Here is a 15,105-nt window from a genome sequence, read left to right as displayed (position 1 = left end):
TGAGATTTCGCTGAGGTTAGCTCACTATGTGACTGGCTCACAAGTTGCGATAGCCTCCGCTGTGTGAACACCGAACGCGAGCGCGATGCTTCCGGCGAGCTGCTCGGCTCCTCTACGCGGTCCTTCGCGGGGTCCGTCGCGAGACCGGGCCGTACGCCCCGGGGCAGCTGCGGTTCCTGCGCACGCTCCACGACTGCGGCTCCGCACAGCGACCGGGAGCGCTCGCCGACGCCCTCGCCGTGGCGCCGCGGTCGGTCACCTCGAAGGTCGACGCGGCCGAGTCCGAGGGCCTGGTCCGGCGGCTGCCCGACCCGACCGACCGGCGCGCGACGCTGGTCGAGCCGACGCCGGCCGGGCACGACGTCCTGGCCGCGACTCGCCACCTGCGGCACGAGCACGTCGCCGACCGGCTCGCGCGGCTGTCGTCGCCGGAACAGGCAGAGCTCCTGCGGCTGCTGCGTGTGGTCGGCGCCGACTGACGCCATCATGGGCCGTGTGGCCACCGACCCGGACGACGACGAGCTCGAGCTGATCCGCCGCTCCGGGGTGGTGCTGCGGGTGGGTCGCCTCAGCCTGTCGTCGGGGACCGGCTCGTACCGCGTCAAGGCGTCGATGGCGCGGGTGGCCCGCGCGCTGGGCATCGACCGGCACGAGGCGCAGGTGACGCTGACCGAGATCACGACCACCTCGCACCGCGGCGCCAGCTTTCGCACCGAGGTGACCGAGGTGCGCGCGATCGGCATCAACGTCGACCGGCTCGCCGCGCTCGAGCAGCTGGCCGGTCGACTCGACGCCACCGGCCGGACGAGCGTCGACGACGTCACCGAGTCCCTGGACCGCATCGCGGCCAAGCCCCCGCTCTACCCGCTGGTGCTGGGCGCGGTCTGGGCGGCGATCGCCTGTGCCGCGTTCTCCTTCCTGACCGGCGGGGGCGTGACCGAGATCGTCGGGGTCTTCGTCGGAGCGTTCCTCGGTCAGGCGCTGCGTCGCGCGCTGGTCCACCGCGGCGTCAATCCGTTCGCCGTGACCATGCTCTGCGCGCTCGTGGCCTGCTTCGGGTACCTCGGGTTCGTCTCGCTGCTCGATGCCACCGGCATCACCGAGGTGCCGCACCAGGCGGGGTACATCGCGGCCGTCCTGTTCCTCGTCCCGGGGTTCCCGCTGGTGACCGGCTTCCTCGACCTCGCGAAGATGGACTTCTCGGCCGGCGTCGCCCGCCTGACCTACGCCGTGATGATCGTGACGTCGGCCGCGCTCGCGGTCTGGGCGCTGTCCCTCGTCGTGAGCCTCACGCCGCATCCGCCCGCCCCGCCCGCACTCGACCCCGGGCCGCTCCTCGCGCTGCGGTTCGTGGCGAGCTTCGTCGGCGTGCTCGGCTTCGCCCTCATGTTCAACAGCCCCTGGCGGATCGCGCTGGCGGCCGCCGTGATCGGCATGCTGGCCAACGTGCCGCGCATCTGGTTCCTGGGCACGGGCGCACCCCCGCAGGTAGCGGCCGCGCTCGCGGCCCTCCTGGTCGGGCTGCTCACCGCCGTGGTGGCCCCGCGCCTCGACGTCCCCCGGATCACCGTCTACGTGCCGGCCGTGACGATCATGGTGCCCGGCGTGCTGCTCTACCAGAGCGTCTTCTCCATCTCGAACGGCGACACGATCGACGCGCTGGCGGCCGGCGTCGAGGCCGCGCTCGTCGTCGCCTCGCTCGCCATCGGCCTGGCCATCGCCCGCATGCTCACCGACCGCACGTGGGCCTACGAGCGCTGAACCGTCCAGGCCCCGTCGCGCATGAGCCAGCGGCCTGCCAGCTCGTCCTCCTCGCGCCACACCTGGATGCTGTGCGGCGTGAGCCGGAAGTAGGAGTACAGGCCCGCTTGGCGACGAGGGTCGAAGCCCGCCTTGCCCGCGAACGCGTCGCCGACTCCGGTCCAGGGAGTCGGCCGGGGTCACGTCGACCGTCCCCTGCACCAGGACGACGTCGCGGGTCAGCCCCAAGCCCACCTGGACCGACGGGTTGGCCGCAAGGTTCCGTCCGGTCGGGCTGCCGGTCGTCGTCGCGAAGAGCATCGCGTCGTCGTGCCACAGGAAGGACAACGGCGTGAGGCGCGGTGCGCCGCTGTCAGCGTCGGTCGTCGCGACCCAGGCGTCGACGTCGTGGCCCAACCGGTACAGCGCGTCCTGCCGTCGGGTCACGCTGTCGCGCGGGCCGAGTGGCTCGGGCATGGCGGTCGGACCTCCCGGGTAAGTGCGGTGGACCCATTGTGAGGTCGGCCCGTCGCTGCCGCATGATCACCCCAACGTTCCGTCGGTCGAGGCCGTTGAGGCATCAACCGACAGGGGGAAGGAGCGATGGCGCACTGGCGAGGTGTGCTCGACGAGATGGTGCGCGAGCGGCGATCGGCCCTCGTCGCCTACGCGTGCCTGTTCGTCGTCGACCGCCGGGACGCGGAGGACCTGGTCCATGACGCGCTCGTCAAGACCTTCGCCCGGCCTCGCGCCGTGACCGAGATCCACGCGGCCGAGGGCTACGTGCGCCAGGCGATCCGCACGGTGTTCCTCGACCAGACCCGCCGCCGCCGGACCTGGCAGGGCAAGGCGCACCTCTTCGACGACGGCCAGGTGCCCGGGGCGGAGAACGCCGCGACGGCGTCGGTCGACGTGGGCGCGGCTCTGGCCCTGCTCTCCCCCCGGGAGCGCGCGTGCATCGTGCTGCGTCACTTCGACGACCTGCCGGTCGCGGAGATCGCCGCTGCGCTCCACCTGTCCGAGGGCGCGGTCAAGCGCTATCTCTCCGACGCCACCGCGAAGCTGCGCACCACGCTCGCCCTCGCGGATGCCCCGCACGAGTTCGAGACCGCCCGCGTGATCGGTCGGGAAGGGAAGCCGTCATGAGCGAGGACTTCGCGGCAGCCCTGCGCGGCTTCGCCGACCACGAGCGCGCCGCAGCCGACCTGTCCGCCCCCGACCCGGCCACCGAGGTCGGTGGCCTGGTTCGCCGGGTGCGCCGCCGGCGCGCCGTCCGGACCGGGTCGACCGCGCTGTCCGCAGCTGCCGTGGTCGCCGCCGTCGCGGTCGCCGTGCAGCTGTCGGGCACGCGGGTGCCGCCCCCGGCCCTTCCGGTGCCGTCCGTCACGGACGCCCCGACCGCGACACCGACCCCGACGCCCTCGCCGACGACCATCCCCGGGCCGTCGCCGAGCGCCACGTCGATGTCGACCCCAGAGCCTGCGACGTTCCGGGGGGCACAGCCCATGGCTCCGGGGATGCTGGCCTCGGCCGGCGCCGACTGGCACCTGGTCCAGTACGGCACAAGGGCCCAGGACGAAAGCGTCATCGACCCGGCGGCGATCTATCTGATCAGCCCGGACGGACGCCCGTTCGTCGTCCCGACGCCGACCGACCCGGCCGGCTGGTACCTCCTCGACTGGCTCCCGGGGAAACAATGGTGCTGGCGGAGAACGTCGACGACGGTGCGACCCGCGTGCTGGACCTGCTCTCGGGCGAGTCACGTCCGACGCTCGGCAGGTGGGCGACCATCGGGTTCGCGCACGACGGCAGCACGGACGTGCTCGTCGCCACGGGCCAGGCCCACGACGGGGGCACGTCCCGGGCGGTGCTGCGTCGGTTGACCGCGGACGGCGCGATCCGCGCGGAGACGGCCCCCTTCGAGGAGCAGTGGAGCAGCGCCGGCTGGCTGGTGAACCCTTCGTCGACCCGGGTGGTCCTCAACGACGTGGCGGGACCCACCGCGGTCGCGCTCGACGGGCTCTCCCCGGTCGCGCTCCCGTCGCCCTATCCCGCCCGACCGGCGGCGTGCCGTGCCTGGTCGTGGGTCGATGACGACGACGTCCTCATGCAGTGCGCCCACGGTGGGACGGACGCGTTCGGGTTGGGGGTCGGGAGCGACTCTGGCTCGTACCCGTGACGTCCGGCTCCCCCCGCCTGCTCGTCGGGATGCCGGACGCGGTCAGCCTCGGTGGGGTGTGGCGGGTGGGGGACCGGCTGATCGCCGGTACCTTCGGGCCGGCGGAGGCCCAAGCCAGGTGGTGGGAGGTCGACGCCGAGGGTGTGCGCCCGCTGGCCGCCGGCGGCGACCCGAACCTGTTCGTGTACGGCGTCCACGGCTCCGAGGTGCTCGCGACGCTCAGGCCGTTCTCGATCGACGGCCCGGCGACGTCGTCGTTGGTCGCCATCGACCCGGTCGCCGGCACCATCAGGAGCCTGGTGACCGGCAGTCCTGGCTGGTTCACCAGCCTCGGGGTCACGCCGGCCCTGACCGGGCCGCCGCAGACCCAGGGCGGCGACTGACCCTGCAGGGCCCGCATCCGGCCGGGCACGCGGATCGCGATGTCGGCGACCGGGCCGGGTCAGCTCACTCGCCGCACGCGCCCGCCTTCGGGATCGAGAGCGGCGCCCCTGGGACTGCCGGGAGCACGAGCGCGTCGTACCACCCCTGTGCGGCCAAGGGCGCCGGGAGCACGCGACCGCCTGGGCTCCACGGCAGCTCGGACGCGCCGCACACCAGCATGTCGTGGACCAGGCGCGGTGACGAGCCGCTGTCGGACGAGGTGTGCCAGTCGCCGGTCAGCGACACGTCGTAGTGGAGCTGGCCGAACGTGTCGGGGTCGTCGCAAGCCACCAGCACCGACGCCTCGCGGACGTCCTGGACGCTGCACCGAATGCCCTGCGGTGGGCTGCCCAGGTCGACGGTCTGCGTGGCACCGGACTGGAGTCGTACGTGACGAGCGAGACGCCGCCGCCGGCCGCGTCGGGGGCCAGGTAGACCAGTCTCGCGCCTGTGGGGTCGAGCCAGGCATCGCCCTCGATCTGCGTCGGGCCTGCGATCGTCGAGAACGACCCGTCGGTCTGCTGCCAGAACAGACCTCCGAGCGGGACGCCGAAGTACGGGTCCGCATCGGCCCACAGCATGCGGCCGTCGGGCAGCTGCCGAACGGGAGCCGGGTCGGCACCCAGGACGTTCGTGGGGAGCGCAATCCGGCCCTGGTCTCCCGTGCGCAGGTCGACCTCGGCGGCGCCCCAGCTTCTCCTCGATGCCCTTGTAGAAGAGCCATGCCTTGCCTCGGGCGGCGTTCCACCACATGACCTGCGCCTCGCCGGATTCGGTCGGCAGAGACAGGACCCGGTACGTCGTGCCGTCCGGCGCGACGAGGAACAGCGCCTGCGTGCCGGCGGGGTCGAAGTGCCCGTTGTCGTCGTCCGGGACGTACGCCATCGTCGAGAACACCGTGAGCGCCCAGCCCGGACCCACCGAGTCCCAGGTCGCGTCGGTCATGGCCCAGCCGTCCGGCTCGGCGGCCGCGTCCTTCGTCGCGAGGGTGCGCGTCGTGGTCGGCGAGGGCGAGGGCGTCGGCGAGGGCGTCGGTGTGGGTGTGGCTGTGGGGGTCGCCGATGACGTCGGGTGACCGACCGGAGGCGTCGGCGCGGGACGTTCCACGAGTGCGGTGGCGCCGAGCCCGAGCACGGCCACGACCGCGAAGGACGCCGCGGCGAGGAGCGACTCGCGCCGGCGACGTCGACGACGGGCAGCGCGTTCGACCACCTGCACGGAGATGCCGGCGGTGCTCCGGTAGTGCGCAGCGACGTCGCGGGTCAGGTTCTCGACCCCGTCGCGGAACTCGTTCATCGAGGCCTCCGGATCGCTGTGACGTCGATGTGGTCTCCGTCGTGCTCGCTCAGCAGCGAGCCGAGGCGCTGTCGCGCATCGTGGAGGTAGCGCTTGACCGTGCCCGGTGCGACCCCCATCCGCTCGGCCACCTCGCGCACCGAGAGGTCGTCGACGTGGTGCAGGACGACCGCCGCACGCTGCTGCGGCGGGAGGGACACCAGTGCCGCACGCACGTCGGTGCGGTCGACGGCCGTGATGTCCGGGTTGTCGGCCGTCGGGAGTCGATCAGCCAGCGTCGGTGCCGCGGCGGACCACCGTCGGTCCTTGCGATAACCATCGGAGAAGACGTTCAGGATCGCGCGACGGACGTACGCCTCGAGCCACTCGACGTCGGCCCCGGACCTGCGCCGGGAGAAGGTCCTGACGAGCGCCTCCTGAACGAGGTCCTGCGCGGACGCGTACTCACCCGTGAGCAGGAACGCGTAGGCGACGAGCGCCGGACCCCGATCCCGGACCAGCCCGGCCAGACGTTCGTCCCCCATGCACGCAACCCGTCTCTCGTCGACCGTCCCGACATCCTGGTACCTAGACGACCGGAACGAGCGTTCGGTTGTGCGCGACCGGCCGGTTCACCCGGATGAGCGTGAACGGGCCGACGTCAGGGGGCTTCGCGGACGCGGTCCAGCAGCAGGACGGCGATGTCGGAGACCTCGGCCGCGCCGCCCGCGGCCGCGACGCCGTCGGTCAGCATGACCGTGCAGAACGGGCAGGCGGTCGCGATGGTCGACGCGCCGGTCGCCAGGGCCTCCTCGGCGCGAGCCGTGCCGATCCGCGTACCGATGGTCTCCTCCATCCAGACGCGGGCACCGCCTCCGCCGCAGCAGAACGACTGCTCCTTGTTACGCGGCATCTCGGTCACGGTCAGGCCCGGGATCGCGCCGAGCAGGTCGCGCGGCGGGGCGTAGACCTGGTTGTGCCGGCCGAGGTAGCAGGGATCGTGGTAGGCGATGGCGCGCTCGTCGCCGGCGTCCATGGGCACCAGCCGACCGTCCGCGACCAGGGTGTTGAGCAGCTCCGTGTGGTGGACCACCTCGTAGCGGCCGCCGAGCTGCGGGTACTCGCGGGAGATCGTGTTGAAGCAGTGCGCGCAGGTGACGACGATCTTTGTCGCCCCGACCTCGTTGAGCATCTCGACGTTGGCGCTCGCGAGCATCTGGAACAGGATCTCGTTGCCCGCGCGGCGGGCCGGGTCGCCGGTGCAGGACTCGCCGTCGCCGAGCACCGCGAAGCTGACGCCCGCCGTGTGCAGCAGCTCGGCGACGGCCTTCGTCGTGCGGATCGCGCGGTCCTCGTACGCGCCCGCGCAGCCGACCCAGAACAGGTACTCGATCTCGGCGGCCGACTCGACGTCGACCCCGAGCACCGGCACGTCGAAGTCCAGCCCCTTGGCCCACGCCAGCCGTTGCCGCGCGGGCAGCCCCCACGGGTTCCCCTGCCGTTCGAGCTTGGTGAACGTGCCGCCGAGTCCTTGGGGAACGCCGACTCCATCAGCACCTGGTAGCGACGCATGTCCACGATCGCGTCGACGTGCTCGATGTCGACCGGGCACTGCTGGACGCACGCGCCGCAGCTGGTGCACGCCCAGAGCACGTCGGGGTCGACGATGCCGCCGCCGAGCAGGTCGACTCCCGCGTGGGACTCGTCGGGCTCCGGGAGCAGGTAGGGCGCCGTCGCGGCGGCATGGTCGCGCAGCGCGAGCGTCAGCAGCTTGGGGCTGAGCGGCTTGCCCGTCGCCCACGCCGGGCACTGGTCCTGGCAGCGGCCGCACTCGGTGCACGTCGAGAAGTCGAGCAGGCCCTTCCACGTGAAGTCCTCGATCGCTCCGACGCCGAGGCGCGCATCGTCGGGAAGGTCCTCCAGGGCGGCCAGGTCGATGGTCTCGCCGGCGGGGGTCCGCAGCGGCTGCAGCGGTCCGAGCGCGACCGCGCCGGACGGCTCGCGCCGCGCGTAGACGTTCACCACCGCGAGGAACCGGTGCCACGCGACGCCCATCGTCGGCTGCAGACCGACGACCACGAACCAGGACATCGACACGACGATCTTGACGGTTGCGACGACGACCACGGCGGCCTCGAGCGTCGTCGTCGGAACCCCGTCCCACATCGACCCCAACCACGCCGTGAGCGGGAAGTGCCACGCGCTGCCCTCGCCCAGCGCGTACTCGAGCGCGCGGATGAGGATCACCGCCAGGACGACCGCGAGCACGGTGCCCTCGACGTAGAACGCGCGCAGCTGGTGCGACCCGAAGAACCGCGACCGGCGGGCGTCCGGGCCGCGCGGCTGGAGACGGATCCGAAGGACGATCAACGCCAGGATGCCCAGCAGCGCGACCCACGCGAGCGCCTCGATCGCCCACTCGAGCGGCGCGAAGCTGCCGATCAGCGGCAGCGTGAACTCCGCGTCGACCACCTGCCCGTACCCCGTGACCAGCGCGAGGAAGAGCAGCGGGAACGAGATCATCACGACCCAGTGCGCGACCTTGACCACGGGCCTGTGCTGGAACCGACCATGCCCGAACACCTCCCTGAGGAGCGTCCGCGTGCGCGGCCCGACAGGCGTCCACCGTCCGGGCAGCGCCCGCCCGACGCGGACCGTCCGGACGATCGCGGCCACTCCGCGCCCGAAGATCGCCACGCCGACCACCGTCGCGACGACGACGACCGCCAGGCAGGTCCACTGCAGTGCATCCACGGGCGCCACGGTACTGGTCGCGCACCTGAAGGTGCGGGTGACCCGGCCCGCCGCTGTGCCGCCAACCCGCTCCGTGCGGCTGCCCGACGAGAACGGCATTTCGTCGCGAGAACGGCAGTTTGAGCTGCCGTTCTCGTGCCTGACTGCCGTTCTCGAGGCCGGGCGGACGGGCAGACGGGTGGGCGGCCGGGCGGGCGGATGGTGGGTGGTCTCCGTCGGTTGCCTCGGACGCGTTGATAGGGTGGAGACCAATCCGAAGTGCATCACGGGGGCGCTGAACGCGTTCGCCGTGCGTGCCTGCACCTGCCTGCTGACCCACCCCACAGATCGACCCAGACCCCGCCCCACCAGGACGGAGCCGGACGTTGCTGCTGTTGCTCACCATCCAGGTGGTTGCAGCCCTCGTCGCGCCCGTGCTCGTCCGGTTGATGGGCCGCAAGGCGTTCTGGGTGCTCGCGCTCGCACCGGCCAGCGCGGCGGTCTGGGCGCTGAGCTGGACGTCCGCGGTGCAGCGCGGCGACGGTCCCACGCAGAGCGTCGAGTGGATCCCGTCGCTGGGCATCGAGCTGACGTTCCGGTTGGACACCCTGTCGTGGTTCATGACGCTGATCGTGGGCGGCGTCGGCGCCCTGGTGCTCGTCTACTGCTCGGCGTACTTCACGACGACGGCCAGCGGGCTGGGGCGGTTCGCGGCCGTGTTCGTGGCGTTCGAGGGCGCGATGCTCGGCCTGGTCACGGCCGACGACATGCTCATGCTCTTCGTGTTCTGGGAGCTCACCACCGTCACGTCGTACCTGCTGATCGGGCACTACGCCGAACGCAAGGCGAGCCGTCGCGCGGCCATGCAGGCGATCGTCATCACCACCGCGGGCGGTCTGGCGATGCTCGTCGGCATCATCCTGCTGGGCGAGGCCGCGGGCACCTACCGGCTGTCGGAGGTGATCGCCCACCCGCCGCACGGGACGACCGCGGTGACCGTCGCGATCGTCTGCATCCTGGCCGGAGCCATCACCAAGTCCGCGCTCATCCCGTTCCACTTCTGGCTGCCCGCCGCGATGGCCGCCCCGACGCCCGTGTCGGCGTACCTGCACGCGGCGGCGATGGTGAAGGCCGGCGTCTACCTCGTCGCCCGGTTCGCGCCGGCCTACTCCCAGGACCCGACGTGGCACTGGACGATCGTCGTGCTCGGCTGCGGGACGATGCTGCTCGGTGGGTACCGGGCGTTGCGTCAGCACGACCTCAAGCTGATCCTCGCGTTCGGCACGGTCAGCCAGCTGGGGCTCATCGTCCTCATGGTCGGTCTTGGAACACGGTCCGCCGCGCTCGCGGGGCTGGCCATGCTCGGCGCGCACGCGATGTTCAAGGCCGCCCTGTTCCTCGTCGTCGGGGTCGTGGACGCCGCGACGGGCACGCGCGACCTGCGGCGGCTCTCGGGGGTCGCTCGCACGCTGCCGCTGACGGCGCTCGCCGGTGCCCTGGCCACCGCGAGCATGATCGGCCTGATCCCGTTCGCGGGGTACGTGGCCAAGGAGTCGGCGCTCGAGTCGCTGCACCTCGACCCCCTGATCCTCGCCGCGGTGGCGGTGGGCTCGGTGCTGACGGTCGCCTACGGGCTGCGCCTGTGGTGGGGGGCATTCGCGACGAAGCGAGCGGTGGCACCCGCGAACGTGACGGACTCGGACACCTCGTTGGGCGATGCCGCCCACGCGGATGCCACGCCGGCGCCCATCTCCCACCCGTCGCTGCTGCTGGTCTGGCCGGCCATGATCCTCGGCGCGCTCGGGCTCGCGGTCGCGCTCCTGCCCCAGCTGGGCGAGCATCTGCTGCTGCCCTACGCCAACACCTACCCGGAGGGAGAGCCGGGACACCTCGTGCTCTGGGCCGGGATCACGCCGACGTTCGTGCTCACCCTGGCGATCCTGCTGAGCGGCGCCTTGCTGTTCGTGGTGCGCGACCGCGTCGAGCGGCTGCAGTCCGGGCTGTACCGCGGTCCCGAGGCCGACCACCTGTACCGCCGGTTCATGCGGCGTCTCGACGATGGCGCGGCCGACGTCACCGCCGTCACCCAGCGCGGTTCGCTGCCGATCTACCTCGGACTGATTCTCGTGGTGTTCGTGCTCGCCGTCGGCGTCCCGCTGCTCGCCGGGACCGCCCTGCCCAGCCACTACACGGTCTGGGACGACCCGGCGCAGGCGGTGTTCGCGGCGGCCGTGATCGCGTCCGCGCTGCTGGTCACGCGGGCCCGACGACGCCTCAAGGCCGTGATCCTGCTGGGCGTCGGCGGCTATGCGATGGCGGGCCTGTACCTGCTGCACGGCGCACCGGACCTCGCGCTCACGCAGGTGCTCGTCGAGACCGTGACGCTCGTGGTCTTCGTCCTCGTCCTGAGACGGCTGCCCCCGTACTTCTCCGACCGTCCCCTGGTGGCCAGCCGCTGGGTGCGCCTCGGTCTGGGGCTGGCAGTCGGGCTGGTCGTGGCCGGGGTCGCCCTGGTCGCGCCCGGCGCGCGCCTGCACCTGCCGGTGTCGGCCGACTTCGCCGCCGAGGCCGTCACGTGGGGCGGCGGCAAGAACATCGTCAACGTGACCCTCGTCGACATCCGCGCCTGGGACACGATGGGCGAGATCTCGGTGCTGCTGGTGGCCGCGACCGGCGTCGCGTCCCTGGTGTTCCTGTCCCGACGGACCGGCGCGATCTTCCGGGCTCAGGACGCGCAGCGCGATCGCGCGGTGTGGGGCGGGTCGAGCGACCCGATGGCCGCCCTGCGCGTCCAGCCCACCCCCGACGAGTCGGGCGCGCCGTCGAGCGCCGCCCGCGACCGGGAGTGGCTGCAGGCAGGCCGGACGCTCGCGCCGCAGCGGCGGTCGATCATCTTCGAGGTGGTCGTCCGGCTGCTCTTCCACACGATGATCGTCTACTCGGTCTTCCTGCTGTTCAGCGGCCACAACGCCCCCGGCGGCGGGTTCGCCGCGGGCCTGGTGACGGGGATCGCGCTGGTCGTCCGCTACCTCGCGGGCGGTCGGTACGAGCTCGGCGAGGCGGCCCCCGTGCAACCCGGTCTGCTGCTGGGCCTCGGGCTGTTCCTGTCGGCCGGCGTCGGGCTCGTCGCGCTGCTCGTGGGCGGCTCGGTGCTCGAGTCGTGGATCTGGGACCTGCACATCCCGGTCGTCGGCGACGTGCACCTGGTGACCAGCCTGTTCTTCGACGTCGGCGTCTACCTCGTCGTCGTCGGGCTCGTGCTCGACATCCTGCGCAGCCTCGGCGCCGAGATCGACCGGCGCGCGGAGACGGGCGAGGACCCGGTCGGCGGGGGCGCGTCCGAGCGGATCACGGCGTTCAGCGATGCCCTTCCAGACGGCGGCGGCGACATTCGATGATCGACATGAGCCCCAACCTCGTCCTCGTCGTCACCATCGGCGTGCTCTTCGCGGCCGGCGTCTACCTGCTGCTGGAACGCTCGCTCAGCCGGGTCCTGATCGGGGTCATCCTCATCGGCAACGGCGCCAACCTGCTGTTCCTGGTGGCCGGCGGCGCCGCGGGCCGGCCGCCCATCGTCGGCGTCGGCGACGGGCCGATGTCCGACCCGCTCCCACAGGCCATGGTGCTGACGGCGATCGTCATCACGCTCGGCATGACGGCGTTCCTGCTCGCGCTGGCCTACCGCTCCTGGCAGCTGCACCGGCACGACGAGGTCCAGGACGACGTCGAGGACCGTCGCATCGCCCGGCTGGCCGCGCGCGACGAGCGGGCCATGACGGACGCGGACACCGAGGGCTCCGGCCAGTCGCTCGACGACGAGGCCGCCGAGGCCCGCGACGAGACGGACCGGGGTGCCCTGTGAACTGGGTCGTCCCGCTCCCCGTCGTGATCCCGCTGTTCTCCGCGGGCCTCGCGCTCGCGCTCTACCGCCGCCCGAACCTGCAGCGCATCGTCAGCGTCACCGCGCTCAGCCTGGTGCTGGCCGCCTCGATCACCCTGCTCGTGCTCGCCGACGACGGACCGCTGGTGGTCGACGTCGGCGACTGGGCCGCGCCGGTGGGGATCAACCTCGTCGCGGACCGGCTGTCCTCGCTCATGCTCACGATCTCCGCGGCGGTCACCCTCTGCGTGCTGCTCTACTCGCTGGCCCAGGGCAGCGAGGACGACGAGGAGTCGGCGCCGGTCTCGATCTACCACCCGACGTTCCTCGTGCTGGCGGCGGGCGTCGCCGACGCGTTCCTGTCCGGCGACCTGTTCAACATCTACGTCGGGTTCGAGATCCTGCTCGCGGCGTCGTACGTGCTCATCACGCTCGGCGGGAGCGGTGAGCGCATCCGCGCGGGCACCATCTACATCGTCGTCGCCCTGCTGAGCTCGGTCCTGTTCCTCGTGGCGATCGCCATGATCTACGCCGCCACGGGCACGGTGAACCTGGCGCAGCTGGCCCTCCGGCTGCCCGAGATCGACCCCGGCGTCCGGCTCGTGCTGCAGGTGATGCTCCTGCTCGCGTTCGCCATCAAGGCGGCGGTCTTCCCGCTGTCCGCGTGGCTGCCGGACTCCTACCCGACCGCACCCGCGCCGGTCACGGCGGTGTTCGCCGGCCTGCTGACCAAGGTCGGCGTCTACGCGATCATCCGGACGCAGACGCTGCTGTTCCCGGGCGGCCAGCTGGACGACGTGCTCATGTGGGCCGCGCTCGCGACGATGGTGGTCGGCATCCTGGGCGCGGTCGCGCAGGACGACATCAAGCGACTGCTGAGCTTCACGCTGGTCAGCCACATCGGTTACATGGTGTTCGGCATCGCCCTGTCCACGCAGGCCGGCTACTCGGCGTCGATCTACTACGTGGTGCACCACATCACCGTCCAGACCGCGTTGTTCCTGGTGGTGGGCCTGATCGAGCGCGCGGGCGGGTCCACGTCGCTGACCCGCCTGGGTGGCCTGGCGAAGGCCGCCCCGTTGCTCGCGATCCTGTTCTTCGTGCCCGCCATGAACCTCGCCGGCATCCCTCCGCTCTCCGGGTTCCTGGGCAAGGTGGGCCTCCTGGAAGCCGGTGTACAACAGGGAACCACGCTGACGTACATCCTGGTCGCGGGCGGCGTCGTCACGTCGCTGCTCACGCTGTACGCGCTGGTGAAGGCATGGAACAAGGCGTTCTGGCAGACGCCCGCCGAGGTGCGCCCGCCGGTGCGCCTCCCGTTCGGCATGGTGGCCCCCACGGCGGCGCTGATCGGCGTCGGCCTGCTGCTCACCTTCGCCGCCGGCCCGCTGTACGGCTACACGGACCGCGCGGCGGCCGCGCTGAAGGAACGCACGCCCTACATCACCGCCGTCCTCCCGGACGGCGAGCGCGGCTCCGGCAAGTCGGCCGACGCGTCGACGGACGGAGGTCACGGATGAGCCCGCACCACCGCCGGCTGCGCTGGCACACCCAGTGGCCGACCATCCTGTGGCTGACGGTCGTCTGGGTGCTCCTGTGGGGCGACGTGTCGGTCGGCAACGTGCTGGCCGGGCTGCTCATCGGCTTCCTGGTCACCAACGGCCTGCGCATGGCCCCCATCGACTTCCACGGTCGGCTGCGCCCGCTGGGGATCGTCCGGCTCTTCGCGCGGTTCGCTGTCGACCTGGTCAAGGCGTCGTTCGAGGTCAGCCTGATCGCCCTGCGGCCCGGCTACCAGACGCGCGGCGCGGTGATCGGCGTGCAGCTGCGCAGCCACTCCGACCTCTACCTGACCATGACGGCCGAGCTCGCGTCGCTCGTGCCCGGCTCGCTGGTGGTCGAGGCGCACCGGCTCACGGGGAAGCTCTACCTGCACGTGCTGGACGTGCGGCAGTCGGGCGGGATCGAGGCGGCGCGCCAGTCGGTGCTCGACCAGGAGGAGCGGGTGCTGCGCGCGTTCGCGTCGGACGAGGAGCTGGCCGCGGCCGGGCTGGGGGTGCACAGGTGACCGTCGTCGCCATCGTCTGCGGGGTCCTGCTCACCGCGGGAGCGGTCCTGGCGGTCGTCCGCGTGGAGAAGGGCCCGTCCATGCTCGACCGGACCGTCGGTCTGGACATCGTCGTCACGACGATGATCGCGGCGATCGCCCTGTACGCCGCGATCCACCGCCGCACCGACGTCGTCCCGATCCTCGTCGTCCTGTCGATGGTGGGCTTCGTCGGGTCGGTGACCATCGCGCGGTTCGCGTCCGTCGAGCCCGAGGGTGAGGGCCGCGTCCGCACCCGTGAGGAGATCGCCGCGCAGGAGGCCGAGCGGATCGCCGCCGAGGACGACGCCGAGGAGGCCCGCCGGACGGGTCGTCGCGCGGATGCCGACGAGCGGCACGACGGGGAGGTCCGATGACCTGGACGACGGTCGCCGACGTGGCGTCGGCCATCTGCCTGATCGGCGGCGCTTTCCTCGCCTTCGCAGCCGGGGTCGGCGTGCTGCGCTTCCCCGACCTGCTCTCGCGCATGCACGCGGGGACCAAGCCGCAGGTGCTGGGCCTGGTGCTCGTGCTGATCGGGCTGGCCCTGCGGCTGCGTTCCGGAGGCGCTGTCTGGGCGCTCGTGCTCGTCGCGGTGTTCCAGATGCTCACCGCGCCCGTCGCCGCGCACATGGTCGGCCGCGCGGGCTACCGAACCGGCAAGATCCGCGACGACCTGCTGGTGGTCGACGAGCTGACGTCGGACATGGAACGGGCGACCGAGCGGTCGGCGGAGCGCGAGGACTGGCTGTACTGACCACGAGGGTTGTTGACGTAGCGAGAGACCTC

Annotated in this window: 13 protein-coding genes and 2 pseudogenes; 11 read left to right on the top strand and 4 right to left on the bottom strand. The window is 72.0% G+C overall.

From position 1 onward, the window contains the following. The first annotated feature begins 59 nt into the window (after positions 1-59). Positions 60-479, top strand: coding sequence for a MarR family winged helix-turn-helix transcriptional regulator (locus tag AC38ZX_RS20245; RefSeq protein WP_491297504.1), 420 nt, complete (start codon positions 60-62; stop codon positions 477-479). A gap of 16 nt (positions 480-495) precedes the next feature. Beyond that, positions 496-1,761 carry a threonine/serine exporter family protein gene (locus AC38ZX_RS20240; RefSeq protein ID WP_426593567.1) on the top strand — a complete coding sequence of 422 codons (1,266 nt, stop codon included), beginning with the start codon at positions 496-498 and terminating at the stop codon, positions 1,759-1,761. A gap of 171 nt (positions 1,762-1,932) precedes the next feature. Here the strand turns inward: AC38ZX_RS20240 and AC38ZX_RS20235 are convergent. Further along, a pseudogene (locus AC38ZX_RS20235) lies at positions 1,933-2,217 on the bottom strand (nitroreductase/quinone reductase family protein); the annotation flags it as partial. A gap of 126 nt (positions 2,218-2,343) precedes the next feature. Between AC38ZX_RS20235 and AC38ZX_RS20230 the strand changes: the two are divergent. From AC38ZX_RS20230 to AC38ZX_RS20220, 3 genes are all read left to right on the top strand, one after another. Next, complete coding sequence (locus AC38ZX_RS20230) at positions 2,344-2,886, top strand: sigma-70 family RNA polymerase sigma factor (RefSeq protein ID WP_426593565.1); 543 nt, start codon at positions 2,344-2,346, stop codon at positions 2,884-2,886. 553 nt (positions 2,887-3,439) lie between these two features. Then, positions 3,440-3,919, top strand: coding sequence for a hypothetical protein (locus tag AC38ZX_RS20225; RefSeq protein WP_491295678.1), 480 nt, complete (start codon positions 3,440-3,442; stop codon positions 3,917-3,919). Continuing rightward, positions 3,916-4,302: a hypothetical protein gene (locus AC38ZX_RS20220; protein ID WP_491295677.1), complete on the top strand. Its 387-nt coding sequence runs from the start codon at positions 3,916-3,918 to the stop codon at positions 4,300-4,302. Before AC38ZX_RS20225 ends, AC38ZX_RS20220 begins: the two co-directional genes overlap by 4 nt. Positions 4,303-4,366: 64 nt before the next feature. Here AC38ZX_RS20220 and AC38ZX_RS20215 read toward each other — a convergent pair whose 3' ends face one another. From AC38ZX_RS20215 to AC38ZX_RS20205, 3 genes and pseudogenes are all read right to left on the bottom strand, one after another. Then, positions 4,367-5,638, bottom strand: a complete 1,272-nt coding sequence (locus tag AC38ZX_RS20215; protein ID WP_491295675.1) for a hypothetical protein — start codon at positions 5,636-5,638, stop codon at positions 4,367-4,369. Continuing rightward, positions 5,635-6,162, bottom strand: a complete 528-nt coding sequence (locus tag AC38ZX_RS20210; protein ID WP_491295674.1) for an RNA polymerase sigma factor — start codon at positions 6,160-6,162, stop codon at positions 5,635-5,637. The genes AC38ZX_RS20215 and AC38ZX_RS20210 overlap by 4 nt, the downstream gene beginning before the upstream one ends. Positions 6,163-6,278: 116 nt before the next feature. Then, positions 6,279-8,371: pseudogene (locus tag AC38ZX_RS20205) on the bottom strand ((Fe-S)-binding protein). A 365-nt stretch (positions 8,372-8,736) separates the two neighbouring features. Here AC38ZX_RS20205 and AC38ZX_RS20200 point away from each other — a divergent pair. Genes AC38ZX_RS20200 through mnhG form a run of 6 tightly spaced genes read left to right on the top strand, consistent with a single transcriptional unit; the run spans position 8,737 to position 15,073 of the window. Next, on the top strand, positions 8,737-11,748 hold the full coding sequence (locus AC38ZX_RS20200; protein ID WP_491295673.1) for a Na+/H+ antiporter subunit A: 3,012 nt from the start codon (positions 8,737-8,739) through the stop codon (positions 11,746-11,748). Continuing rightward, positions 11,745-12,212, top strand: a complete 468-nt coding sequence (locus AC38ZX_RS20195) for a Na(+)/H(+) antiporter subunit C (RefSeq protein WP_426593559.1) — start codon at positions 11,745-11,747, stop codon at positions 12,210-12,212. Before AC38ZX_RS20200 ends, AC38ZX_RS20195 begins: the two co-directional genes overlap by 4 nt. Then, positions 12,209-13,750, top strand: a complete 1,542-nt coding sequence (locus AC38ZX_RS20190; RefSeq protein WP_491295672.1) for a Na+/H+ antiporter subunit D — start codon at positions 12,209-12,211, stop codon at positions 13,748-13,750. Before AC38ZX_RS20195 ends, AC38ZX_RS20190 begins: the two co-directional genes overlap by 4 nt. Next, complete coding sequence (locus AC38ZX_RS20185) at positions 13,747-14,298, top strand: Na+/H+ antiporter subunit E (protein WP_426593557.1); 552 nt, start codon at positions 13,747-13,749, stop codon at positions 14,296-14,298. Before AC38ZX_RS20190 ends, AC38ZX_RS20185 begins: the two co-directional genes overlap by 4 nt. After that, complete coding sequence (locus AC38ZX_RS20180) at positions 14,295-14,693, top strand: MrpF/PhaF family protein (protein WP_426593556.1); 399 nt, start codon at positions 14,295-14,297, stop codon at positions 14,691-14,693. Before AC38ZX_RS20185 ends, AC38ZX_RS20180 begins: the two co-directional genes overlap by 4 nt. Beyond that, positions 14,690-15,073 (top strand): monovalent cation/H(+) antiporter subunit G, encoded by a 384-nt coding sequence (gene mnhG / locus AC38ZX_RS20175; RefSeq protein ID WP_491295671.1) that lies wholly within the window; start codon positions 14,690-14,692, stop codon positions 15,071-15,073. Before AC38ZX_RS20180 ends, mnhG begins: the two co-directional genes overlap by 4 nt. The last annotated feature ends 32 nt before the right edge of the window (positions 15,074-15,105 follow it).

This window comes from Cellulomonas sp. McL0606 (assembly GCF_058248365.1).
The sequence above is the reverse complement of the archived record's forward strand: the minus strand, read 5'-3'. Positions and strand labels throughout refer to the sequence as shown.